Source organism: Glaciihabitans tibetensis, from assembly GCF_003003265.1.
Lineage (GTDB): Bacteria > Actinomycetota > Actinomycetes > Actinomycetales > Microbacteriaceae > Glaciihabitans > Glaciihabitans tibetensis.
Window position 1 is genome coordinate 39,347 of the sequence record NZ_PVTL01000005.1, and the last position, 22,225, is coordinate 61,571.

General features: G+C 66.8%; 23 protein-coding genes and 1 pseudogene. 9 read left to right on the forward strand and 15 right to left on the reverse strand.

What is annotated here, in order from left to right; genetic code table 11:
* Positions 1-31: 31 nt before the first annotated feature.
* The 4 genes and pseudogenes from nrdD (at position 32) to B0I08_RS10000 (ending at position 4,424) form a co-directional block, all read left to right on the forward strand.
* Positions 32-2,233, forward strand: coding sequence for an anaerobic ribonucleoside-triphosphate reductase (gene nrdD / locus B0I08_RS09985; protein WP_106212404.1), 2,202 nt, complete (start codon positions 32-34; stop codon positions 2,231-2,233).
* A gap of 21 nt (positions 2,234-2,254) precedes the next feature.
* Positions 2,255-2,761, forward strand: a pseudogene (nrdG, locus tag B0I08_RS09990) (anaerobic ribonucleoside-triphosphate reductase activating protein); the annotation flags it as partial.
* A gap of 126 nt (positions 2,762-2,887) precedes the next feature.
* The gene (locus tag B0I08_RS09995) at positions 2,888-3,406 is read left to right on the forward strand and encodes a DUF1269 domain-containing protein (protein WP_106212408.1); all 519 of its coding nucleotides are present in this window, start codon (positions 2,888-2,890) and stop codon (positions 3,404-3,406) included.
* Between the two features lie 46 nt (positions 3,407-3,452).
* Positions 3,453-4,424, forward strand: coding sequence for an SDR family NAD(P)-dependent oxidoreductase (locus B0I08_RS10000; RefSeq protein ID WP_106212410.1), 972 nt, complete (start codon positions 3,453-3,455; stop codon positions 4,422-4,424).
* A 21-nt stretch (positions 4,425-4,445) separates the two neighbouring features.
* Here the strand turns inward: B0I08_RS10000 and B0I08_RS10005 are convergent, their stop codons facing one another.
* The 6 genes from B0I08_RS10005 to B0I08_RS10030 all read right to left on the reverse strand — a co-directional run bounded on the left by B0I08_RS10005 (position 4,446) and on the right by B0I08_RS10030 (position 9,236).
* Positions 4,446-5,120 (reverse strand): flavin reductase family protein, encoded by a 675-nt coding sequence (locus B0I08_RS10005; RefSeq protein WP_245884747.1) that lies wholly within the window; start codon positions 5,118-5,120, stop codon positions 4,446-4,448.
* Positions 5,121-5,337: 217 nt separating this feature from the next.
* Complete coding sequence (locus B0I08_RS10010; protein WP_106212412.1) at positions 5,338-6,477, reverse strand: IS3 family transposase; 1,140 nt, start codon at positions 6,475-6,477, stop codon at positions 5,338-5,340.
* On the reverse strand, positions 6,378-6,818 hold the full coding sequence (locus B0I08_RS10015) for a hypothetical protein (protein ID WP_106212414.1): 441 nt from the start codon (positions 6,816-6,818) through the stop codon (positions 6,378-6,380). Before B0I08_RS10015 ends, B0I08_RS10010 begins: the two co-directional genes overlap by 100 nt.
* Positions 6,819-7,104: 286 nt before the next feature.
* Complete coding sequence (locus tag B0I08_RS10020) at positions 7,105-8,106, reverse strand: DNA-3-methyladenine glycosylase family protein (RefSeq protein WP_245884749.1); 1,002 nt, start codon at positions 8,104-8,106, stop codon at positions 7,105-7,107.
* 148 nt (positions 8,107-8,254) lie between these two features.
* The gene (locus tag B0I08_RS10025) at positions 8,255-8,572 is read right to left on the reverse strand and encodes an AzlD domain-containing protein (protein ID WP_106212416.1); all 318 of its coding nucleotides are present in this window, start codon (positions 8,570-8,572) and stop codon (positions 8,255-8,257) included.
* Positions 8,565-9,236, reverse strand: coding sequence for an AzlC family ABC transporter permease (locus B0I08_RS10030; RefSeq protein ID WP_181243377.1), 672 nt, complete (start codon positions 9,234-9,236; stop codon positions 8,565-8,567). Before B0I08_RS10030 ends, B0I08_RS10025 begins: the two co-directional genes overlap by 8 nt.
* Positions 9,237-9,301: 65 nt before the next feature.
* On the opposite strand from B0I08_RS10030, the gene B0I08_RS10035 reads away from it, so the two are divergent.
* From B0I08_RS10035 to B0I08_RS10050, 4 genes are all read left to right on the forward strand, one after another.
* On the forward strand, positions 9,302-9,853 hold the full coding sequence (locus tag B0I08_RS10035; RefSeq protein ID WP_106212419.1) for a helix-turn-helix domain-containing protein: 552 nt from the start codon (positions 9,302-9,304) through the stop codon (positions 9,851-9,853).
* 91 nt (positions 9,854-9,944) lie between these two features.
* A complete protein-coding gene (locus tag B0I08_RS10040; protein ID WP_106212421.1) occupies positions 9,945-10,445 on the forward strand; it encodes an SRPBCC domain-containing protein in 501 nt (166 codons plus the stop codon).
* 103 nt (positions 10,446-10,548) lie between these two features.
* Positions 10,549-11,415, forward strand: a complete 867-nt coding sequence (gene trhO / locus B0I08_RS10045; RefSeq protein WP_106212423.1) for an oxygen-dependent tRNA uridine(34) hydroxylase TrhO — start codon at positions 10,549-10,551, stop codon at positions 11,413-11,415.
* Positions 11,416-11,534: 119 nt separating this feature from the next.
* Positions 11,535-12,560 carry an ATP-dependent 6-phosphofructokinase gene (locus tag B0I08_RS10050; RefSeq protein WP_106212425.1) on the forward strand — a complete coding sequence of 342 codons (1,026 nt, stop codon included), beginning with the start codon at positions 11,535-11,537 and terminating at the stop codon, positions 12,558-12,560.
* On the opposite strand, the gene B0I08_RS17585 is transcribed toward B0I08_RS10050, so the two are convergent.
* The gene (locus B0I08_RS17585) at positions 12,557-12,751 is read right to left on the reverse strand and encodes a hypothetical protein (RefSeq protein WP_146134381.1); all 195 of its coding nucleotides are present in this window, start codon (positions 12,749-12,751) and stop codon (positions 12,557-12,559) included. The two genes, B0I08_RS10050 and B0I08_RS17585, sit on opposite strands and share 4 nt — an antisense overlap.
* Between B0I08_RS17585 and B0I08_RS10055 the strand changes: the two genes are divergently transcribed.
* Positions 12,729-13,796, forward strand: a complete 1,068-nt coding sequence (locus tag B0I08_RS10055) for an MDR family oxidoreductase (RefSeq protein WP_106212427.1) — start codon at positions 12,729-12,731, stop codon at positions 13,794-13,796. The two genes, B0I08_RS17585 and B0I08_RS10055, sit on opposite strands and share 23 nt — an antisense overlap.
* Positions 13,797-14,290: 494 nt before the next feature.
* On the opposite strand, the gene hemL is transcribed toward B0I08_RS10055, so the two are convergent.
* The 8 genes from hemL to hxlB form a co-directional block, all read right to left on the reverse strand.
* Positions 14,291-15,721: a glutamate-1-semialdehyde 2,1-aminomutase gene (gene hemL, locus B0I08_RS10060; protein WP_106212429.1), complete on the reverse strand. Its 1,431-nt coding sequence runs from the start codon at positions 15,719-15,721 to the stop codon at positions 14,291-14,293.
* Positions 15,718-16,758: a porphobilinogen synthase gene (hemB, locus tag B0I08_RS10065; RefSeq protein ID WP_281260206.1), complete on the reverse strand. Its 1,041-nt coding sequence runs from the start codon at positions 16,756-16,758 to the stop codon at positions 15,718-15,720. The genes hemL and hemB overlap by 4 nt, the downstream gene beginning before the upstream one ends.
* 2 nt (positions 16,759-16,760) lie before the next feature.
* Positions 16,761-17,774, reverse strand: a complete 1,014-nt coding sequence (locus B0I08_RS10070; protein ID WP_106212433.1) for a uroporphyrinogen-III synthase — start codon at positions 17,772-17,774, stop codon at positions 16,761-16,763.
* Complete coding sequence (hemC, locus tag B0I08_RS10075; RefSeq protein ID WP_106212435.1) at positions 17,771-18,736, reverse strand: hydroxymethylbilane synthase; 966 nt, start codon at positions 18,734-18,736, stop codon at positions 17,771-17,773. Before hemC ends, B0I08_RS10070 begins: the two co-directional genes overlap by 4 nt.
* Positions 18,733-19,896 carry a ferrochelatase gene (locus B0I08_RS10080; RefSeq protein WP_106212437.1) on the reverse strand — a complete coding sequence of 388 codons (1,164 nt, stop codon included), beginning with the start codon at positions 19,894-19,896 and terminating at the stop codon, positions 18,733-18,735. The genes hemC and B0I08_RS10080 overlap by 4 nt, the downstream gene beginning before the upstream one ends.
* Entirely contained in the window at positions 19,893-20,657 is a 765-nt protein-coding gene (gene hemQ / locus B0I08_RS10085) for a hydrogen peroxide-dependent heme synthase (RefSeq protein WP_106212439.1), read from the reverse strand. The genes B0I08_RS10080 and hemQ overlap by 4 nt, the downstream gene beginning before the upstream one ends.
* A gap of 171 nt (positions 20,658-20,828) precedes the next feature.
* A complete protein-coding gene (gene hxlA, locus B0I08_RS10090) occupies positions 20,829-21,452 on the reverse strand; it encodes a 3-hexulose-6-phosphate synthase (protein ID WP_106212441.1) in 624 nt (207 codons plus the stop codon).
* 110 nt (positions 21,453-21,562) lie between these two features.
* Positions 21,563-22,216 carry a 6-phospho-3-hexuloisomerase gene (gene hxlB / locus B0I08_RS10095; RefSeq protein WP_106212443.1) on the reverse strand — a complete coding sequence of 218 codons (654 nt, stop codon included), beginning with the start codon at positions 22,214-22,216 and terminating at the stop codon, positions 21,563-21,565.
* Positions 22,217-22,225 lie beyond the last annotated feature (9 nt).

Consider the following 22,225-nt stretch of genomic DNA (forward strand, 5'->3'; position numbering starts at 1 on the left):
TGACGAGCCGCCGGTTCCTAGGCTGGAGCGCATGAACCCGCGCTCCACAGAACTAGCCCCCGCGACATCCGCCTCACAAGCAAGCACCGTCACCGTGATCAAGCGTGACGGACGCCGCACCACCTTCGACAATACGAAGGTCTACGACGCTCTCGTCAAGGCCGCGGCCGGGGTGCACGAGGTGATGACGCCGCTGGTGTACCGCGCGATCACCGACATCGTCACCGCGGTGGATCGCGAGATCGCCACTCGGTTCAGTGCCGACATCAAGATCTACGAGATCCAGAACATCGTCGAGCATGCCCTGCTGGAGAGCCGCGAGTACGACCTGGCCGAGGCCTACATCGGCTACCGCACGCAGCGCGACTTCGCCCGCAGCAAGTCGACCGACATCAACCACTCGATCACCACCCTGCTGAGCAAAGACTCGGCCGTGGTCAATGAGAACGCCAATAAAGACAGCGACGTCTTCAACACCCAGCGCGACCTGACCGCCGGAGCCGTGGGCAAGGCCATCGGCCTCAAGATGCTGCCACCCCACGTCGCCAACGCCCACCAGAAGGGCGACATCCACTTTCACGATCTCGACTACAGCCCCTACGCGCCCATGACCAACTGCTGCCTGATCGACTTCGCGGGCATGCTCAGCCGCGGCTTCCGCATCGGCAACGCCGACGTCGAGCCGCCCCGGTCGATCCAGACCGCGACGGCTCAGATCTCGCAGATCATCGCGAACGTCGCATCGAGCCAGTACGGCGGGTGCTCGGCGAACCGCGCGGACGAACTGCTCGCCCCCTACGCCGAGGCCAACTTCGCCAAGCACCTGGCCGACGCCGAGCGCTGGATCGACGACGCCGCCAAGCGCCGCCCGTATGCGGAGGAGAAGACGCGCAAGGACATCTATGACGCGATGCAGAGCCTCGAGTACGAGATCAACACCCTCTTCACCTCGAACGGCCAGACACCGTTCGTCTCGCTGGGATTCGGCCTCGGCACCACCTGGTTCGAGCGCGAGATCCAACGCGCCATCCTGCAGATCCGCATCGACGGACTCGGCAGCGAGAAGCGCACCGCCATCTTCCCGAAACTGATCTTCACCCTCCGGCGCGGCCTCAACCTCGAGCCCGACGACCCGAACTACGACATCAAGCAGCTGGCGCTGGAGTGCTCGACCAAGCGCATGTACCCCGACGTTCTCAGCTACGACAAGATCGTCGAGATCACCGGCAGCTTCAAGGTGCCGATGGGCTGCCGCTCGTTTTTGCAGGGCTGGACCGACGAGAACGGCATTGACGTGTCCGAGGGGCGGATGAATCTGGGCGTAGTCACCCTGAACCTGCCCAGAATCGCGCTCGAAGCCGCGGGCGACCCGGCCAAGTTCTGGAAGATCCTCGAAGACCGGCTCGGGATTTCCCGTGACGCCCTCGTCTACCGGATCGAGCGCAGCAAGCAGGCGATCCCCGCGAACGCCCCGATTTTGTACGTCTACGGGGCATTCGGGCAAACGCTGGACCGCGCCGACTCGGTCGACACCCTCTTCGCGAACGGACGCGCCACGGTCTCGCTCGGCTACATCGGCCTGTACGAGGTTGCGGCGGCGTTCTTCGGAGGCGCCTGGGAAGACAACTCGGAGGCGAAGGACTTCACCCTCCAGATTCTGCGGACTCTCGACATCCACACGAAAAAATGGAGCAGGGAGTACGGCTACCAGTTCAGCGTCTACTCCACGCCGAGCGAGAGCCTCACCGACCGGTTCTGCCGCCTCGACACGGCGAAGTTCGGCCGGGTGGAGAACATCACCGACAAGGATTACTACACCAACAGCTTCCACTACGACGTGCGCAAGAACCCGACGCCGTTCGAGAAGCTCGACTTTGAGAAGGACTACCCGCCCCTGTCCTCGGGCGGGTTTATCCACTACTGCGAATACCCCGTTCTGCAGCAGAACCCGAAGGCACTCGAGGCGGTCTGGGACTACGCCTACGACCGGGTCGGCTACCTCGGCACCAACACCCCCATCGACCGCTGCTACGCCTGCGGCTTCTCCGGCGACTTCGACGCCACCGCGCGGGGATTCGAGTGCCCGGACTGCGGCAACGGCGACCCGCAGTCCTGCGATGTCGTCAAGCGCACCTGCGGCTACCTCGGCAACCCGCAGGCACGGCCGATGGTGCACGGTCGCCACCAGGAGATCGTGTCCCGGGTCAAGCACATGACCGGCGCGGCTGGCTGAGCGACCGGCCTGCACACCGCAATGCGTACTCCAAAGCCCCGCCAGTGGCGATCAGACACCCTCAGCCAGCGCTACATCGCGGACTACAAACCGTTCGTGTTCGTCGACGGCGAGGGCGTGCGCTGCAGCCTGTATGTGAGCGGATGCCTCTTCGCCTGTGACGGGTGCTTCAACCAGTCCACCTGGAACTTTCGCTACGGCACGCCCTACACCGCAGAGCTCGGGGACCGCATCATCGAGGATCTCCGCCAGCCCTACGTGCAGGGGCTCACGCTGCTCGGCGGGGAGCCGTTCCTCAATACCGGCGTCTGCCTCGAGCTCGTCCGCCGGGTGCGCGCGGAGTTCGGCGACAGCAAGGACATCTGGTCGTGGTCGGGCTATACCTACGAGCAGCTTTTGCTCGACACCGACGACAAGGTGGAGCTGCTTCGCGGCATCGACGTGCTCGTCGACGGCCCCTTCGAGATCGGCAAGAAGGACCTGGGGCTGCGATTTCGGGGCAGCAGCAACCAGCGGGTCATCGACGTGGCGAGTTCGCTGCGCACCGGAAACGCCGTGCCGTATTTCACCCCGGGCAGGTGACGATCTTCGCGACCCGACCGTCCACGATGGCCGTGGCACACGCCTACCAACGAAGAAGAAGCGGAGTTACTCATGACATCCGACATCGATACACCGGTGGACCTCTACATCGCGACCTATCCCGACCCGGACTCGGCAAAGGGCGACTGGGAGGCGATCAAGCAACTCGCAGACGATGACCTCATCGAGGTGAAGGGGCTCATCCTGGTCAGCCGCCAGAAAGACGGCAAGATCCACGTCGACGACGACTTCCACACCGCGCGCAAGGGTTCGGCCTGGGGCGCAGTCGGCGGCGCTGTAGTCGGACTCATCTTCCCGCCGACCCTGCTCGCCGGCGCGCTCGTCGGTGCGGCAGCGGGCCTCGGTATCGGCGGACTTGTTTCCCACCGGGAGAAGGCCGAGATCAAGGCCGACGTCGAAGAGGCCCTTCCCCCGGGCAGCTCCGGGATCGTCGCGCTCATCGAAGAGAAGTGGGCCGCCGAGGTGAAGAAGTCACTGGCGAAGGCGACCAAGGTCACCCAGGAAAAGGTCGACGCGGAGAACGCGAAGCAGGTCGAAACCGAAGCGCAGATCGGCTCGGTGCAGAACTAAGGCAACTCACGGCGCAGTGTCAGACTTGCGAGCCTAGACTCGCGCAATGACGACTGCTCAACTCAAAATCCCGTCCGGATTCGGCGCACGCACCACGGCCACCGAAGTACTCGAAGGAATCGACCTCACCGGCAAAATCGCCGTCGTAACCGGCGGCTACTCCGGCCTCGGCATCGAAACGGTTGCGGCCCTAAGCCACGCCGGGGCGCACGTGATCGTTCCCGCGCGGCGCCCCGAGGTGGCCCGCGAAGCTCTCGCCGAGCGTGGCCTCATCGGCGTGACGGTGGAGGAACTCGACCTGGGCGACCTCGCCAGCGTTCGTGCGTTCGCGGAGCGTTTTCTCGCCAGTGACCGCAGCATCGACATCCTGATCAACGATGCCGCCATCATGGCCGCTCCCGAGGCACGGGTCGGCGACGGCTGGGAATCGCAGTTCGCCGTCAACCACCTCGGCCACTTCGTATTGACCAACCTGCTCTGGCCCGCCCTCGTCGCCGACGGAGGAGCCCGCGTCGTTGCGCTGTCGTCCACCGGGCACAAGCTCTCCGGCATCCGCTTCGACGACCCGCAGTTCACCACCGGCTACGACAAGTGGCTCGCCTACGGGCAGGCCAAGACGGCGAACAGCCTCTTCGCTGTGCAGCTCGACAAGCTGGGTGTCGAGCACGGCGTGCGGGCGTTCGCCGCCCACCCCGGCGGCATCATGACCCCGCTCCAGCGTCACCTCCCCCGCGAAGAAATGATCGCCTCCGGGTGGATGACCGAGGACGGCACCGTCAGCGACCGGTTCAAGACGCCGCAACAGGGCGCCGCCACCGCAACCTGGGCCGCGACATCCCCCCTCCTCGACGGCAAGGGCGGGGTCTACTGCGAAGACTGCGACATCGCCGAGCCGACCGTGGCCGATTCCCCGGATGCGAAGATCGCCGGCGTAAACCCGCATGCGATTGACGCGGATGCCGCGGCTCGCCTCTGGGCGTACTCCGCCGAGCTCACCGGGGTGAACGCCTTCGCGTAGACGCGCTAGCCGTACCACGCGCTAGCGGTACCACTCCTCGTCGATGGTCGCGAGACGCGACGGGTGCACCTGCGCGCCGAGTCCATAGAACTTCTGGAAACTCATCACCAGCGGACGCCACCGGTCTGGGTCCACACGATTAGTGGTCCCGGGCTGGCGGACAGAGGGCAGAACGTGCTCCCGCTCGATCGCCACCTCAAAGAGGTAGGTCGCAGGGTCGTCGAGCATCGCGGGCGCGAGATCGGCTGGCGCGAGTTTGTGGTGCGCGACGAGCCGCCCCTCGAGATTCACGGGGCACTCCGCGATTCGCGGCGCGCGCCCTGAGACGGCAGGCACGGGAGTCAGGCCGGCCCAGCCGAACTTGTCCGATTCGTGCCGGTAGCCCACCGATCGTTTCGACGCGGCCACGTCCGCGCGCCCGGTGGTCAGAGCGAGTCGGTCCACCGCGTCGACCTGGTCAACCGACGGCAGGTTGAGAACACACTCGCCCGTGGCGAGAAGATTCCGCGCGGTCTGCGATCGGCCGCCCATGCCGAGGATCGCGGTCTTTCCCAGCCAGAATACGGATGACATCGGCGCCAGGTTCGGCGTGCCATCACCCGCGACGGTACTGAGCAACACCACCGGAGTGCCGAAGTTGAGGATGGCGGGATCAATGACGTCATGCGTCACAGCGGCAGAGAGGTTTGTCTTCACTCCGTCAGTCTTGTGAACAGCTCACCTCTGCGCTGGCGGAAAACGGCCCTCACGCTGCGGATGCGCTGTCCTCACCCCACGCCACCGAACCTTCAACCCAGCCAGCGGGCAGTTGTCGACCCGACCCGCTCATTTCGCGCGCCCAGCGGACAAGAATCGACGGCTTTTCGCAGAAAATGCGACGGGACTGGCCGCTCGGTGAAGGGTCCGGTGTTTGTCAACCTGTGTGAGACAGGGTGAGGGTTGGGGTTGGTGTGGTTTTGCCGCGTGGGTCGTTGATCGCGGAGTGTGTGGGCACCCGTGGTGGTGTGGGTGGGGTAGTAAACCGTTCCGGATGGATCGCGTAGGCCAGATTTAGGGTTCTGGTTCGTGCAGTGTCGATTTCGAGTGTGAGGCCTTCGTGGACATCGTTCGGGGTGTGATATCCGATCCCGGAATGGCGGTGGTTCATGTTGTATTCGTGGACGAACCAGCCCGCCCACTCGCGGGCGTGGGTGATGTTGTCGAAGACTTCGGGGAACTGGGGAACATACTTTCCGGTGCGGAACAACGCCTCAGAAAATGGGTTGTCGTTCGAGACCTTCGGGCGGGAAAATGACCGCGTGATGCCCAACCGTTCTAAGAGCAACGCGACAGGTTTACTGATCATCGCTGCGCCATTGTCGGAATGAAAGAACCGAGGTTCGGCGCCGTTGCTGGCAACAGCAGCGGTGATCATTTGCTGGGCGAAGGTGCCGTCTTCGTATTCGTCGAGCCGCCAGCCAACGATCTTGCGGGAGAAGATATCGATGATGACATACCAGTGGAACCACTGCCCATAACGGGGCCCCTTCAGCTTCGTGATGTCCCACGACCACACCTGGGTGGGTGCTGACGCGATCAGTTCCGGAATCTTCCGCGGGTTCTTGCTGGCCCGCTTTCTGTGTTTGCGTAACTCGAGCCGTGCGGCGCGGGCGATGCGATACCAGGTCGATTTCGACGCCACCCAGTGGCCGTCGTCCCAGGCGCGGAAGAAGATCTGTGACAGCGACAGGCCCGCATATTTACTGTCGCTGATCAACGCCAACACCCGGTCACGTTCGGTCTGGTCCAGCATCGCGGGCTGCGGGCGCAGGCGCTGCGGGATCGGATCGGTGACCGGGATGGCGGGGCCGGCGCGGTCGCGATAAAACGAGCCCCGGGGGTATCCGGCCAAAGCGCACGCAGCGACCGTGCTGGTACCGGCGGCGATCAGCGCGCAGACCAGCGCGAACAGGATTACTTGCCGCGCCGCCGCAGTGGCGGCAACGGCGGCGTCGGTGCCATCCGTTGCGGGGTGGGTTTCGAGCTCTTGGCCAGCGCGGTCAAGAGCTCGGATGCTTTTCCCAACGCATCCACCGCACCCTCAGCGCGGGCCAGCTCACGCCGCAAGGTGTCGTTTTCCTTCGCGAGAAGTTTCAGCTGCGCGGCTTGGTCGCGCTGCACGACTGCACTGCGGTGCTTAGCTTCGCGGCGGATGAGGGTGCCCTCGCGTCGCCGTTTCGCCCAGCCAGCCACTGTCGCGGGCCTGATCCCGAGACGGTGACACAGTGCGGTTTTCAGGCCCGGCTCTCCCGCCCTGTCCCACACCTGAAGGATGCGGATCTTCTCGTCATAGGAAAATCGTTGCTTGGGTGTGACCTGATGGGGTAGCTCTGCTGCCTCAATATCAAGATCCATTATGGGTACTCATTTCCCCGCCAACGTCGTCATCCCCGAGAGACTAACTGTCTCGCTGCGGGCTGGCACAGAGGGGTCACCTCGACAACTGGCCTCTCGACGGAGGGATGCCTCGACAACTGGCCTCTCGACGGAGGGATGCGTCGACAACTGACCGGTCGAGGGCCGGTATCGCGGTCAGCCACCGGGCGTCCGGGGCAATCGACCGCGAGATTGGTAGACGCGCGTCCTTTCGACGCGCGTCCTTTCGACGCGTCCAGCGGCGCGTCCGAGGGCGGCTGCGCGATCAGTGGCCGCGGTGGTCCTGGATGGTGATTCTGGGACCAAAGCGGGGCTTCGAGACGCCGCTGGCCGCAATCAACCGCATGATGCGCTGCCGGTGGCCGGCCCATGGGGCCAGTAGCTCGAGCATGCCGTCGTCGTCGACCGGTTTGCCGATTAGAGCCCAACCGACGAGCGACGGCAGGTGATAGTCGCCGACGCTCGGGGCGTCCGCGTCGCCGTGGGAGCGCTGGGTTGTCTCCGCGGCGGTCCAGATTCCGACGCCGGGCAGTGATCGCAGCCGTTTCGCCACCTCGGGTCCGCCGCGGCCGAGCGTGAGCGTTCGTTCGAGAGAGGAAGCCACCGCAGCGACACGCAGAATCGTCTGTGAACGCTGCGGACCAACGCCCGCCCGGTGCCATTCCCAGGATGGAATATGTCGCCAGGTGTGCGCATCGGGGATTACCCTCATCCCGTCCGGGGCAGGGCCGGGTGCGGGGGTGCCGTGAGACAAGACGAGCTGGCGCCAACTCCGGCGGGCCTCGACACCCGTCACCTTTTGCTCGAGGATCGCCGGCACGAGTGCCTCGAACACCGCGTTGGTGCGCAGCAGTTTCAGGCCCGGCGCGCGACGGCGGGCCTCGGCGAGGAACGGCGACCCCGAGACATCCAACTCGCTCCAATCATCGCCGTGCCCGCACAATTCGGGCACTCCCGCGATCGCCCGTTCGGCGCCCGGGCCCCAGGCGGTTGCGGTAATGCCGTCGGCCTGCGCGAGGTGCAGCGTTGCCGGGCCGTCCGCGGTGGCGAGGGTGCGCCAGACGCCGCGACCGTCCCAGCGAAGTGTCGGGTCGCCCGCCCCGCGGCTCAGTGGGCCGAGCGTCTGCCGCAGGTTCACGGGGTCGGCGGGTTCGTAGACGGTCGAGAGCGGCGGTGACGGCTGCAAGAACGACTGCGACGATGGGGGAGAGGCCAGCTGAACGCGCACGTTAGGAAAGGTTGCTGGCGTCACCGTCTTTCCGTACATCCTCCGAGCGTACGTGCATCCGCGCCGCCTGCGGCGCACCAGCCCGAGGAATCAAACTCTGCGCGCGCTAGTCGGATAATTGAGCCGCCGCTCGCTACCGACTTGGGCTGTTGGCCTGCTGGGCGATGACGAAGTCACCCGCGCCGAGTCAATGAACTCCGACAGCCCGCAGGCCTGCGGTAATGGCGGCCGCAACCAGCACGACAACGACGAATGGAGCCCGGATCGCGGCCGCGAGGGCGGTTACTGCCACTCCGGCGACGCGGGCCCACCCGGCGAATTCCTGTCCGTCGTAGAGCGCCCCAGTGGTCGCGACCCCCGCGAGAAGCACGATCACGGCCGGTTCGGTCCATTGCTCGAATTGTCGGGCCAGGCGAGACCCGCCAAAGCCGACCCCACCGAGTCTGGTGGCGTAGGTGCCGACAGCTAGAACGAGCACCGCGAGAAAAAGATTGACGTCAGGCACGATTCTTGCGCTTTCGAACAGATGTCAGGAGACCGGCTAGGCCCAGGATCGGGGCGAGGCCAGTCGCGACGAACGGGGTCAGGGCTGCGGCAATTGTCGCGCCAGCTGCTGCGGGCGCTAGTGCGCTGCGCCTGATGCATCCGCTGAGGATCGCAACAAAGATCGCCGGGAAGGCAGCATCCAAACCAAGATGGGCGGGGTCGGGCACGACGTATCCGACAAGCACGCCAATCGCCGCACCGACTGGCCAAGCGATCAAGATAGCGACCCCAACCATTCGAAAGGCGGCAAGTCGCTGTGCCGGTTTCTGCTGGGTCAACGCAAACGCCACCGTCTCGTCGTTGACAAGATGCGCGGTCAGATATCGCGCGATGCGCGGCGTCGGGAGGAACGAGGACGCGGAAATTCCGTAGACGATATTGCGAAGGTTCACCAGTAGTGCTGCTGCGACGGCGACCCCGGGCAGACCGCCGGCCGCAATGACCCCGACAAACAGCAACTCCGACGATGCACTGAGCACAAGAATCGCCGCGAGGATGACGAGCCAGGGTGGAAAGCCGGCTGCGAGCGCGGTCAATCCATACGCCACCCCCACTACAAGCACTGCGGTCGCGATGGCTATCGCGGACGCAACCGGGCTGGCCGTTCGATTGGATGAACGCATGCTAGTTATCCTGAACGGTCGGAGAGTGTTTGTCAAACTAATCATCCGTTCGATATAATGGGCCAATGGTTGAACAGCTCGGCTCCCGAATCGGATCAGCCATCAAGCGCGAGCGCACTGCGGCAGGTCTGACGGTGTCGGAACTCGCCAGGCGCGCGGGTATATCAAAGGCCACCGTCTCTCAGCTTGAATCAGGTGGCGGCAATCCGAGCGTGGAAACGCTGTGGGCACTCGGCGATGCGCTCGGCGTGCCATTTGCGCGTCTGGTCGATGAAACACCCGAACCCGTCACCTTGATTCGCGCGGCCGATGCGCCGCGTATCAGCTCGGCAAACAGCAGCTACGTGGCGGCGCTCCTGTCCGCCAGTCCCCCGAACGCGCGCCGGGACATTTACCTGGTGCACGTTGAACCCGGCAGTCCCAAATCGTCTCTTCCCCACACCCGCGGCACAGTCGAACACGTGATCCTGATGACCGGGACCGCGCTCGTCGGCCCCGCGGCATCCCCCCTCGCCATGTCTCCCGGCGACTACCTCTGTTACCCAGGAGACGCTCCTCACATCTTTGACGCGCAGGACGAAGGCACGACCGCGGTTCTCATCTCGGAAATCCGCTAGCACCAACAGGCACGCGCTGCGAGGGCTGGGCGCCCACGCTAGCTCCGCGACGGGGTTCCGCTGGCCACTCTGTGCTGCATAGGCTGTCGAAATGACCCTCCGGTGGCCCAATGGGCGTGTCATTCGGGACTCAGACGGTCTCGAATTGATCGTCGAGCGCGCCATCGAAGCCCCCGCCAGCGAGGTGTGGGAGTGGCTGACAGCACCGAGTCGCCTGAGCCAATGGATTGGCTCCTGGGAGGGCGAGCCAGCCGTCGGGGGCACCCTGTCGTTCACCATGAGCGCCGAACAGGGCGCCGCGCCTGAGCCGCTGACCGTCTTGATCTGCGACCCCGGCGTTCACTTTCTCTGCGACATGGGCGAAAACCGCTGGCGGATCGGGTTCTCCCTCACCGAGGTACAGGGACTGACCCTGGTCTTCTTCACCCAGCGAATGGCGGGCGCGGAGCAGGCGGGCAGCATCGGACCCGGCTGGGAGTACTACCTTGACCGCATGATCGCCGCCCGCTCGTCGCTGCCCCTACCCGTCTGGGCCGACTACTACCCGGCCTTCTCGCGCTACTACGCCCGCGTTGCGGCGACCCCGTCGTAGTTGCGCGCGGGGAGCCCGTCGCCACGCCCGCCCCAGTTGGGCTCCGATCGGTTGAATGACGGATGACGGGCGCCGTGACATCCGCCTCACTTAAACTGAACTCGTGGCTGTCCCCAAAATCCTGCTCTTCTACTGCTTTACCCCGCTCGCCGACCCTGAGGCGATCCGGCTGTGGCAGCGCGACCTCTGTGAGTCGCTGGGCATCACCGGGCGCATCCTGCTCTCGAAGGACGGCATCAACGGCACCGTCGGCGGGGAGCTGGCCGACGTCAAACGCTACCTGCGTAAGACCCGCGACTACCCGCCCTTCAAGACGATGGACGTGAAGTGGAGCGAGGGCAACGGCGACGACTTTCCGCGACTGAGCGTCAAGGTGCGCGATGAGATCGTGAGCTTCGGCGCGCCACACGAACTCGTCGTCGACGCCGACGGGGTCGTGGGCGGCGGCACACGATTGTCGCCCGAGCAGCTGCACACGCTGGTCGACGAGAAAGAGGTCACCTTCTTCGACGGGCGCAATGCTTTCGAAGCGGAGATCGGACGGTTCCGTGACGCGGTCGTGCCGGATGTCGCAACCACCCGCGATTTCGTCGCCGAACTCGACAGCGGCCGCTACGACCACCTCAAAAACACCCCGATCGTCACCTACTGCACCGGCGGGATCCGCTGCGAGGTGCTGAGCTCGCTGATGGTGACCCGCGGCTTCTCCGAGGTGTACCAGCTCGAGGGCGGCATCGTGCGCTACGGCGAAAAATACGGCAACGACGGCCTGTGGGATGGCTCGCTCTACGTGTTCGACGACCGCAAATCGATTGAATTTACGGGGGATGCCGCGGTGCTCGGTTCCTGTGTGGAATGCAGCACCGCGACCAAAAGAATGGAGAACTGTGGCGAGCCCTCGTGCCGCCAGCAGCTCGTGGTGTGCGACGAGCACGCCGACGCGATCCGGTGCGCGGTGCACCGAAACTAGGCCTTCGGACTCTAGAGGGGGTTTCTGAGCCGCCACGGCCCCGAAACTAATCGAATGAGCCTGCCCAAGGACGGCAAAACGCTCATGTTCACCCCGGCTGCATGCAGCAGAATGGGGACATGAGAATCGGAATCCTGACCAGCGGCGGCGATGCACCCGGACTGAATGCGGTTATTCGCGGAGCCGTACTGACGGGCTCGCAGACCGGCACGGCCGACTTTGTAGGGTTCCGTGACGGCTGGCGCGGACTGGTCGAAGAAGATCTCCTCCCCCTGGGCCGGCACGAGGTCAAGGGAATCAGCAAACAGGGCGGCACCATCATCGGCACCTCCCGCACGAACCCGTTCGAAGGCATCGGCGGTGTGGACCGCGTCAACGAGGTCATGAAGCGCAACGGTATCGACGCGATCATGGCCATCGGCGGCGAGGGCACTCTGGCCGCAGCCAAGCGCCTCACCGACGCGGGCGTTCCCATCGTGGGTGTGCCGAAGACGGTCGACAACGACCTCGGCGCCACCGACTACTCCTTCGGTTTCGACACCGCCGTCGGCATTGCGACCGACGCCATGGACCGCCTGCGCACCACCGGCGACTCCCACGGCCGCTGCATGGTCGCCGAAGTTATGGGTCGCCACGTCGGCTGGATCGCCCTGCACTCCGGCATGGCCGCCGGCGCCCACGTCATCCTGATCCCGGAGCGCAAGACCTCCTTCGCGCAGATCACCGAGTGGGTCACCAGCGCCAAGGACCGCGGCCGCGCGCCGCTCGTCGTCGTTGCCGAGGGCTTCGCGCTCGACAACATGAGCGACGCCCACTCCGAGCGTGGACTCGACACCTTCGGCCGCCCGCGCCTCGGCGGCATTGGCGAGATGATCGCCCCCATGATCGAGGACGCCACGGGCATCGAAACCCGCGCCACCACCCTCGGTCACATCCAGCGCGGTGGAACGCCCTCCGCATTCGACCGCGTGCTCGCAACGCGACTGGGCATGGCAGCGCTGCAGTGCGCGCTCGACGAGAACTGGGGTCACATGGTCGCTCTCCAGCGCACCAACATCGTCTCCGTTCCTTTCGCTGAGGCCCTCGGCAAGCTCAACACCGTGCCGGACGACCGCTACGACGAGGCCCGCGTCCTCTTCGGCTAGGCCTGTTCTGCCCGCTTCACCTGCACCACTTGCACCATCTGCTCCACTTGCTCCACCTGCACCACCTGCTCCGTCGGGTCGGCCGTGCACGTCGCGGCCGGCCCTTCCGCATCCACCCGCCAGGGCTGGCCCCGACGCGATGCCGAGGCAGCCAGAAACCAGGTTGCAATGTTCCGATCGATCTTCGTCACCCGAGCGGAAGACAAGTCGGTTCACGCCGCCCTCCGCGAGAACACCACGGACGACGACCTCGGACCGGGCGATGTCCTCATCGACGTGACCTGGTCGGGCATCAACTACAAAGACGGCATGGCACTCGCGGGCGACCGCGGCGTCATGCGCACCAACGAATTGATTCCGGGCATCGACCTGGTGGGCACGATCGCGCAGATCGGCGCGGGCACTCGCGCCGATTCTCTCGCCGCGGACTCGGCCCCGGACGATCGTTCTCCTGAGGCGGATGCCGCGGGCCTCCGCGTCGGCGACGCCGTACTTCTCAACGGCTGGGGCATCGGCGAGACTCACAACGGCGGGCTCAGCGAACGCGCCCGAGTCGACAGCGACTGGCTGGTGCCGTTGCCGAAGGGCATCAGCCCGCGTCGCGCGGCAGCGATCGGAACCGCGGGCTTCACGGCCGCACTGAGTGTGCTCGCGCTCGAGCGCGGAGGCTTGGGCCGCGGCGCTGCCGATGGCTCTGGCGAAGTGTTGGTCACGGGAGCGTCTGGCGGCGTTGGGTCCATCGCGATCGCGCTGCTCGCCGCCGCGGGTCACCGCGTCGTCGCCTCGTCCGGTCGCCCGGAGCACCGTGACTACCTGCTCTCACTCGGCGCCTCAGAAGTCATCGGGCGTGACGAACTCGAGAGCGCCGGCCGCCCACTGCAATCTCAGCGTTGGGCCGGAGTGATCGACGGCGTCGGCGGCCAGACCCTCGCGGCGGCGCTCGCGCAAACCCAGTACGGCGCAACCGTCGCCGCCTGCGGTATGGTCGGCGGCGTCGAGCTGCCCACCACCGTGCTCCCCTTCATCCTCCGCGGCATCCACCTCTCTGGAATCAACTCGGTCGAGTGCCCGCGCGAGCTGCGCCTGGCCGCCTGGGGTCGCCTCGCCCGCGACCTCGACCTCGACCTGCTTGACTCCCTCACCACCGAGATCCCCCTCGCGGACGCGATCACCGCCGGCGAGCAGATCCTCGCGGGAAAGCTGCACGGCCGCACGGTAGTAAACGTCCGCGCGTAGCTGCCGCGAGGGCCCCTCCTCACGCGAGCGCCCCGACCGCTCACGTGTCAGCTTTTGTCGACTCCCCGAACCCACGGCCATGCTCCACCCGCTCACGTGTCAGCTTTTGTCGGCACGACTCCGCCCCGACCGGCCGAAGTGTCGCGTTTTGTCGGCACGACTCCGCCCCGACCCGCCGAAGTGTCGCGTTTCGTCGCTTCGCCGCGGCGAGGGGACGGAATTAGTCGCTGCAGAAGCGATCCGAGCGACCATACGCGACACGTCAGCTCCCGCGGAGCGAAGTGCCAAGTTCGGTCGCTCGGCGAAACTCAGGTCTCAACTTCTGTCGCTCTGACCGAAGCAGACCCGACAGAAGTTGAGACTTGGCCCGCGCGACGAGCCCGCAGGCTGCGAACTACCTGCTCGGGGCGGATGAGGCGGATGCCCCGGGGCAACGTCACGGCCCGAGCACGTTGCCGACCCCGCGTGGTGGCCCCGCGTGGTGGCCCCGGCGGTTACGGCGCGGACGCGGCGGCCGCGGCCTTCGCCGCGGCGGGAAGCGCAGCGACGATCTGCCCGAGCGACTCGCCGTTGTGGGCCGCCGACACGAACCACGCCTCGAAGACTGACGGCGGCAGGGACACTCCCGCGTCGAGCATCGCGTGGAAGAACGGCGGATACCGGAACGCCTGCTGCGCACGCACCTGGTCGTAGGTGCGCGGGGGCTCGGCGGTGAACGCGAACGAGAAGAGGTTTCCCGCCCGCTGGACCACGTGCTCCACGCCCTCCGTCGACAGCGCGGCGGAGACCTCGGATGCGATCGTGTCCGCGGTGGCGTCGAGCCGGTCATAGACCGAGCGGTCGGCCGCGCGCAGGGTCGCGATTCCCGCGGCCACGGCCACGGGATTGCCGCTGAGCGTGCCGGCCTGGTACACCGGACCGAGGGGGGCGAGGAAGTCCATCACATCGGCACGACCGCCGAGGGCGGCCAGGGGTAGGCCTCCACCGATGACCTTGCCGTAGGTGATCAGGTCAGGTTCCCAGCCGCCGCCGTCCGGCACCACCAGCGACGATTCCAGGCCCCACCAGCCGGCGGGACCCACTCGGAATCCGGTGAGCACCTCGTCGATGATCAGCAGGGCACCAAACTCATGAGCTATCTGGGAGAGCGCGCGGTTGAAGCCGCGCGCCGGAGCGACAACGCCCATGTTGGCGGCGGCGGCCTCGACGATGATCGCCGCCACGTTGTGTCCGTGCTCCTCGAACGCCAGGCGTACCGCGTCGAGGTCGTTGTAGGGCAGCACGAGGGTCTGCGCGGCGGTTGCCGCGGTGACGCCGGCAGATCCGGGCATCGCCAAAGTCGCGAGTCCCGAGCCGGCCTCGGCCAGCAGGGCGTCGGAGTGGCCGTGGTAGTGGCCGGCGAACTTGATCAGCAGCTCACGCCCGGTGAAGCCGCGGGCCAGCCGGATCGCGGTCATCGTGGCCTCGGTGCCGGTGGAGACGAGGCGGATCTTCTCGACGGGGTTGCGAGTTTCTTTCGGGAGGCCGACAGCGCCGTCGCTTCGAACGCCGCCTCCGAGTCCAACGCCTCCGGGTCCGCCACTGCCGAGCCCTTCGCGACCGTGGTTGTTCACCCGGCCGCGCACCAGCTCCGCGAGTTCGGTCTCGCCGGGGGTGGAGGCGCCGAAGGAGAGGCCGCGAGCGGCGGCTTCCTGCACGGCGGCGACCACGGCGGGGTGGGCGTGCCCCAGGATGGCGGGGCCCCACGAGTTGACGAGGTCGGCGTAGCGGTGACCCTCAACGTCGGTGACGTAGGCGCCCTGCGCGGAGACCATAAAGCGGGGGGTTCCGCCGACGGAGCCGAACGCCCTCACCGGTGAGTTCACGCCACCCGGAATGGACTGCCGGGCACGAGCGAACTGGGTGTCATTGGCGCTGGCGTTCATTTGGCTCTCCGTCCGCCCTTGCGACCGCGGGTGGGCGTGCGCAGGGGTTTTTCTGACTGCAGCATTTGCGCGAACTCGACGGCGAAGTAGCTGAGCACCACGTCCGCTCCGGCTCGGCGGATGCTGACGATGCTCTCCGCGATGGCACGGTCCCGGTCGATCCAGCCGTTGGCCGCGGCGGCCTGGATCATGGCGTATTCGCCGCTCACCTGATACGCCCACACCGGCACCGGGCTGATCGCGGCGGTCTCTGCGAGAACGTCAAGATAGCTCATCGCTGGCTTGACCATGATGACGTCTGCGCCCTCGGCGATATCGAGCTCCACCTCGCGGAGCCCCTCCCGCCGGTTCGCGGGTTCGATCTGGTAGCTGCGGCGGTCGCCGACCAGCGACGAGTTCACCGCGTCGCGGAACGGGCCGTAGAACGCGGACGCATACTTGGCTGCGTAGGCGAGCACGGCGGTATCGGTGTACCCGTTGGCGTCGAGTACGTCGCGCACGGCGGCCACCTGGCCGTCCATCATCCCGCTGAGGCTCACCAGCTGGGATCCGGCGGCGGCCTGCGCCAGGGCCATGTCGCGATAGACCAGCAGGGAGGCGTCGTTGTCGACCCGTCCGGCGGCGTCCAACACTCCGCAGTGGCCGTGGTCGGTGAACTCGTCCAGGCACAGGTCGGTCTGCACCACGAGCGCGTCGCCGACCGCGGACGCCGCGATGCGTGTCGCGACGTTGAGGATGCCCTCGGGGTCGATCGCGCCCGAGCCGACGGCGTCCTTCTGCTCGGGGACTCCGAACAGCATCACTCCCCCGATTCCGGCTTCGGCGGCTTCGACCAGTGCGCGTTCGAAGCTGTCGAGGCTGTGGTGTTGAACGCCGGGCATCGACGCGATGTTCACGGGTTCGGTGATGCCCTCGCGGATGAACATCGGCAGAACCAGGTCTGCGGGGTGCACTCGGGTCTCGACGACGAGGCGTCGCATCGCCGGGGTGGAACGCAACCGTCGGGGACGGATGACGGGGTGGAGCGGGTCAGACAAAATCAGGCCTCCGGGGCACGGTCGTTCGTTGCGGTGTCGCTGTGTGTGGTGTCACTCCGTGGGGCAGCGCCGTGTGTGGTGTCACTGTGTGGCGCGGCGCGATGTGTGGTGTCGCTGTGCGTGGTGTCAGTGTGCGTGGTGTCACTATGCGCGGCGGCGTCGAAGGGAGCAGTTCCGCGCGCCGCGTCGATGTGGGCGGCGTCGATCTGGGCGGTGTCGAGGGGGCTGCGGCCCCCGACATCCGCGCTCTGGGCATACTCGGCGAGCGCTTCAACCAGCGAGTCCGCGGCCCGGAACTCGGCGATGATGTGCACCGACAACCCGGCCGCGCGCGCGTCGAACGCGGTGCGTGGTCCGATGCAGGCGACGGCGGTCTGCTCGGGAAGCGGCCCGAGTTGCAGCGCGATCTGGCGCGCGACGCTGCCCGAGGTGACCAGGATCGCCCGGATCCGCCCGGAGGCGACATCCGCTCGAATGGATTCTGTTACGGGCACCCCGACCGTGCGGTAGGCGGCAACGAATTGCACGTCGAGCCCGAGGTCGCTGAGGGCACTGACGAGGGTGGGGTCCGCGATGTCGGACTGCGGGATGAGGACGCGACCCGTGATTTCTGTGCGGGGCCATTCCTTCACCAGCCCGCGCGCGGAGTTGTCGGCGTCGGGGACGTAGTCGACCTGATAGCCGGCGAGGGTGAGCGCGGCGCCGGTGGTCTCGCCGACCGCGGCGATCTTTGTGGACGCGGGAATTTTTACGCGCTGGCTCATCAACACGTCGACCGTTGTGGCGCTCGTGACGACCAGCCAGTCGAAGCCGCCGTGCTGCAGCTCGGTAAGGGCAAGTTCGAGGGCCGGGGCGTCGTCCGCCGAGGCAAAGTTGATCATGGGCGCGATCACCGGCACGCCGCCGAAGCTGCGCAGGGTGGCGGCGACGCCGTCGCCCCACTTGCCGCCGCGGGGCACGAGTACGCGCCAGCCGGCGAGTGGTTTGGTGGCGGAGGCGGGGGTCTTCGCGGTCACAGCGCTCCCCCGAGGGGCGCGAGCGTTGCGGCGCCATCATCCAGAAGCTCGCGGGCGACCCGGCTGGCTACGTCAAGGGAGGGCTTCGTCACATCCGAAACATACAGGGCATGGGAGCTGGTGAGGCTCTCGGACCCGTCTATTTTGTAGACCCGGGCAGAAAGGAACAGCATTCCCTCCTCGATCAGGGCATTTGCGCCAATCGGGGCAGCGCAACCCGCCTCGAGCAGGGCGAGGACGTGGCGTTCGGCTTCCACCACCACGCGGGTGGGGCGGTGGTCGAGACCGGCGACCAGCTTCTCGTCGCCGGCACGCACCTCGATCGCGAGGGCGCCCTGCCCGGGGGCGGTCGGCCAGCCACTGATTCCGAGGTACTCGGTGATCGCGCCGAGGCGACCCAGGCGGGTGAGTCCCGCAGCGGCGAGGATGACGGCGTCGAGGTCGACGCCGACCCGGCCGAGACGCGTGTCGATGTTGCCGCGGATGTCGACGACCTCAAGGTCGGGCCGAAGGGCGCGGAGCTGGGCCTGCCGGCGCGGAGAACCGGTGCCGACGCGGGAGCCCTCGGGGAGCGTGTCGAGCGTGAGTCCGTCGCGCGCGCAGAGAGCATCACGCGCGTCTTCTCGGCGCGGGATTGCGGCGATCACGAGACCGGGATGCGGCGCGGTGGGCAGGTCTTTCAGGGAGTGCACGATGGCGTCGCACTGCCCCGCGAGCAGCGCATCCCGCAGCGCGCTCGCGAATACACCCGTGCCACCGAGGCTCGCGAGCGATTCCTTCGAGCGGTCGCCCTCGGTGCTGATGGGTACGAGCTCGACCGGCACGCCGGAGCGCGCCGTCAGGGCGCGACCGACCGATCCGGTTTGGGCGAGCGCTAGGGCACTGCCCCGGGTGCCGATCCGGATCGGACCGGTGCCCGTGGTGCCCACCCGGGTGGATGGTGCTGGGTCGGACAGGGTCATGGGGCCAATCCCGCGAGCGCGGGTTTGAACCCGAGCCGCACGTTCTCGCAGCACCCCGAGCGACAGACGTCGTACCAGGGTCCGAGGTCGGTCAGCGCCGGTCGTTCGGCCGTGGGGGTTCCCTGGACGCGTTCCAGCACGAGGTCGATCAGCCCGCTGACGTAGGCAGGGTGGATGCCGGGGGTAGGAACCCGCACCGCGAAGGCGCCGAGTTCTTCGGCGGTCTCCATGGCCTCGGTGTCGAGGTCCCACTTGACCTCCATGTGGTCGCTGACAAAGCCGAGCGGCACAATGACGAACGCCTTGGTGCCGGCAGCGGCGAGGTCGCGCATGGCATCGCTGATGTCGGGCTCGAGCCACGGCATGCTGGGCGGGCCCGAGCGCGACTGGTACACGAGCGACCAGGGCGCCGCGGTCTCTGCGGCGTCCATCACAACTTCGGCGACGGCCAGGTGCTGGGCCTCGTAGGCGCCGCCCGGTCCGAAGTTACGCGAGGCCGGGCCACTCTTGGCGGCGTCGGTGGAGGGGATGCTGTGCGTCGAGAAGAGCACGTGGGTCTCGGCCGGGGTGAAACCGGCGGCCGCGGCATCCGCAAGTCCCTGAATGACACCGTCGATGAAGGGGGTGACAAAGCCGGGGTGGTCGAAGAACTGGCGCACCTTGTCGATCTGGATGACGCCCGCGAGGCCGGTGGCGTCGAGTGCGTTCGCGTAGTCCTCGCGGTACTGGCGGCAGCTGGAGTACGAGCTGTATGCACTGGTGCCGATCGCGAGGAGCTTGGTGAAGCCGCGCTCGTGCGCTTCGGCGACGGCCTCGCGCGTGTACGGGGCCCAGTTTCGGTTACCCCACAGCACGGGAAGGTCGATGCCGCGCTGGGCGAGCTCCTCCTCGAGGGCGGCCTTCAGCGCGCGGTTCTGGGCGTTGATCGGGCTGATGCCGCCGAATGCACGGTAGTGGTGGGCCACCTCTTCGAGGCGCTCCTCGGGAATTCCGCGGCCGCCGGTGACGTTGCGCAGGAACGGAATGACGTCGTCCTGGCCTTCCGGTCCGCCGAAGCTGGTCAGCAGGATGGCGTCGTAGGCGACCGCTTCCTCGACGTGCTCGGGGCCGCTGGCAGCCGCCGGGGTGGCACCGGCAACAAGACCGTTGGTGATAGTCATCGCAGGACCTCTGCAATCTCCGTGACGGCGATGCGCCGGCCGGTATAGAAGGGGACTTCTTCGCGCACGTGACGACGTGCTTCGGTTTGGCGCAGGTCGCGCATGAGGTCGACCAGGTCAACCAGCTCGGGTGCCTCGAGGCCCAGGATCCACTCGTAGTCGCCGAGCGCGAATGAGGCGACCGTGTTCGCGAGCACCTGGCGGAACGCTGCACCCTGGCGGCCATGGTCGGCGAGCATCTGCCGGCGGTCGGCCTCGGGCAGCAGGTACCAGTCGTAGCTGCGCACGAAGGGGTAGACGCAGAGCCACGCCTCAGGCTCCTTACCGCGCATAAACGCGGGGAGGTGGTTGCTGGTGAACTCCGCGTCGCGGTGAACCCCCATGGCGTTCCACGTGGGAATCAGCGGGCGCAGCAGCGTGGTGCGGCGCAGCTCCCGCAACGCCCATTGCACCTTCTCCGGGTTCTCTCCGTGCAGCCAAATCATCAGATCCGCGTCGGCGCGCATCGACGACACGTCGTAGAAGCCACGGATGGTTACCCCGGCGGCCGCGATCTCGACGATCGCCGCATCGAGGTCGTGGGTGCTCGGGTCGGCGGCGGTGGCGTCGTGCACCTGGCCGTTGTGGTGGGGTGCCTGGAGGTCGTCGGTGGTGAGCGACGCGGAGGAGTGTGCAGGGTCACGACGAAGGACTGCCCAGAGGGTATAACCCAGAACGGCAGTTGGGGCAGCTTCGGCGCGCGGTTCAGCGCTGGTGTTCATGACCTCTATTCTCCCTCGCCGCGCGGAGTAAATCTAATTCACGCACCCCTTTGGGGCTGGGAGGTAGCCGAATGTCTCTCACTACGCCGAATGAGGCACCCCGCAACCATCCGCGGAGCGGGTTGCGGGGTACCTCAAGCGTGGTCGGGTGGTGCGGAAGCGCCGCCTCTGTTAGACGATCGCGGCGCGGAGCTCTGCGGCAGCTGCCGCGGGGTCGCTCGCGCTGTAGATCGCTCCACCGGCGACCGCAACGGTGGCGCCGGCCGACTGCACGGAGGCGATGGTGCTGATGTTCACGCCGCCGGCGACGGAGAAGTCGACGCCGGAGGTCTCGCCGTCGGAGAGCAGCGTCTGGAACGTGAAGCCCTCCTCCGCCTGCTCGTCCAGCCCGGCGTGCATCTCAACGAACTCGGCGCCGAGGGCGACGACCTCGCGGGCGCGGGTCACCTTGTCGGCAACACCGATGAGGTCGACGACGACGCCCTTGCCGTGGGCCTTGCCTGCCGCGATCGCTCCGGAGATGGTGCTGTCGCCCGCAACACCGAGAACGGTGACCAGGTCAGCGCCCGCCTTGAACGCGATGTCGGCCTCGAGCTCGCCGGCGTCCATCGTCTTGAGGTCGGCGAACACGATCTTGTCGGGGTGCGCCTCCTTGATGGCGGTGACGGCGCTCAGGCCGGCAGCCTTGATCAGCGGGGTGCCGAGCTCGATGATGTCGACGTGCGGGGCAACCTTCGCCGCGAGGGCGAGAGCGTCGGCGGTGGTCAGAACGTCCATTGCTACCTGAAGCTTCATTGTGTTCCTTCGTGTTCGTGATGATTCGTGTGAGGCATGTAGGTCGTGTGAGTCATGTAGATCGTGGGTTTTTTGGGCGAGAGCGGATGTCTCGGTGCTCACCCTCGCGATTACTCGAGGTTTGCGTGCCGCGGCCAGAGCTCGTCTGCCGAAGCTCCCGACGCTTTCCAGAGCGAGTGAAATATGGCGTCGCCGATCAGCACGACCGCCTGCTCGAACAGCCCGCCGGCGTACTGCACCGATAGCGTGCCGCCGTGGTCCTGTTTCTGGGCAGCGGGCACCACCACGGTCACGGCGGCGAGCTCGGCGAGCGCGGACTGCGGGTCGGTGGTGAGGCACACGATGGTGGCACCGACGTCTACGGCGGTCTGCGCCGAGCGCAGGATTCCGGCGGTAGCGCCCGAACCACTTGCGGCAACCAGCACGTCCCCACGGGCGATGGCGGGCGTGGTCACCTCGCCCACAACGTGAACGGTGAGCCCGAGGTGCATCAGGCGCATCGCGGTCATCTGCAGCGCAAGGCCCGAACGGCCCGCCCCGAGCAGGAACACGCGGGGAGCCGAGCCGATGTGCTGGGCGGCGGCGTCGAGCGCGGCCGCGGCATCCGCTCCTGTAAAGGACTCGACGATGCGCGCGGTCTCCCCCGAAAAGATCCGGAGGGAGTCGGCGACACTGGGAGTAGCTGCGCTGGGAGCGGCTGCGCTGGGATTGGCTGCACTGGGATTGGCTGCACTGGGATTGGCTGCACGGGGAGCGGAAGGCATCTCTCCATC

Coding starts and splice junctions, on each gene's coding strand:
- nrdD (WP_106212404.1), top strand. CDS start 32: ATGAACCCGCGCTCCACAGAACTAGCCCCCGCGACATCCGCCTCACAA.
- B0I08_RS09995 (WP_106212408.1), top strand. CDS start 2,888: ATGACATCCGACATCGATACACCGGTGGACCTCTACATCGCGACCTAT.
- B0I08_RS10000 (WP_106212410.1), top strand. CDS start 3,453: ATGACGACTGCTCAACTCAAAATCCCGTCCGGATTCGGCGCACGCACC.
- B0I08_RS10015 (WP_106212414.1), bottom strand. CDS start 6,818: ATGGATCTTGATATTGAGGCAGCAGAGCTACCCCATCAGGTCACACCC.
- B0I08_RS10020 (WP_245884749.1), bottom strand. CDS start 8,106: ATGTACGGAAAGACGGTGACGCCAGCAACCTTTCCTAACGTGCGCGTT.
- B0I08_RS10030 (WP_181243377.1), bottom strand. CDS start 9,236: ATGCGTTCATCCAATCGAACGGCCAGCCCGGTTGCGTCCGCGATAGCC.
- B0I08_RS10035 (WP_106212419.1), top strand. CDS start 9,302: ATGGTTGAACAGCTCGGCTCCCGAATCGGATCAGCCATCAAGCGCGAG.
- B0I08_RS10040 (WP_106212421.1), top strand. CDS start 9,945: ATGACCCTCCGGTGGCCCAATGGGCGTGTCATTCGGGACTCAGACGGT.
- B0I08_RS10050 (WP_106212425.1), top strand. CDS start 11,535: ATGAGAATCGGAATCCTGACCAGCGGCGGCGATGCACCCGGACTGAAT.
- B0I08_RS10055 (WP_106212427.1), top strand. CDS start 12,729: ATGTTCCGATCGATCTTCGTCACCCGAGCGGAAGACAAGTCGGTTCAC.
- hemL (WP_106212429.1), bottom strand. CDS start 15,721: ATGAACGCCAGCGCCAATGACACCCAGTTCGCTCGTGCCCGGCAGTCC.
- hemC (WP_106212435.1), bottom strand. CDS start 18,736: ATGACCCTGTCCGACCCAGCACCATCCACCCGGGTGGGCACCACGGGC.
- B0I08_RS10080 (WP_106212437.1), bottom strand. CDS start 19,896: ATGACTATCACCAACGGTCTTGTTGCCGGTGCCACCCCGGCGGCTGCC.
- hemQ (WP_106212439.1), bottom strand. CDS start 20,657: ATGAACACCAGCGCTGAACCGCGCGCCGAAGCTGCCCCAACTGCCGTT.
- hxlA (WP_106212441.1), bottom strand. CDS start 21,452: ATGAAGCTTCAGGTAGCAATGGACGTTCTGACCACCGCCGACGCTCTC.
- hxlB (WP_106212443.1), bottom strand. CDS start 22,216: ATGCCTTCCGCTCCCCGTGCAGCCAATCCCAGTGCAGCCAATCCCAGT.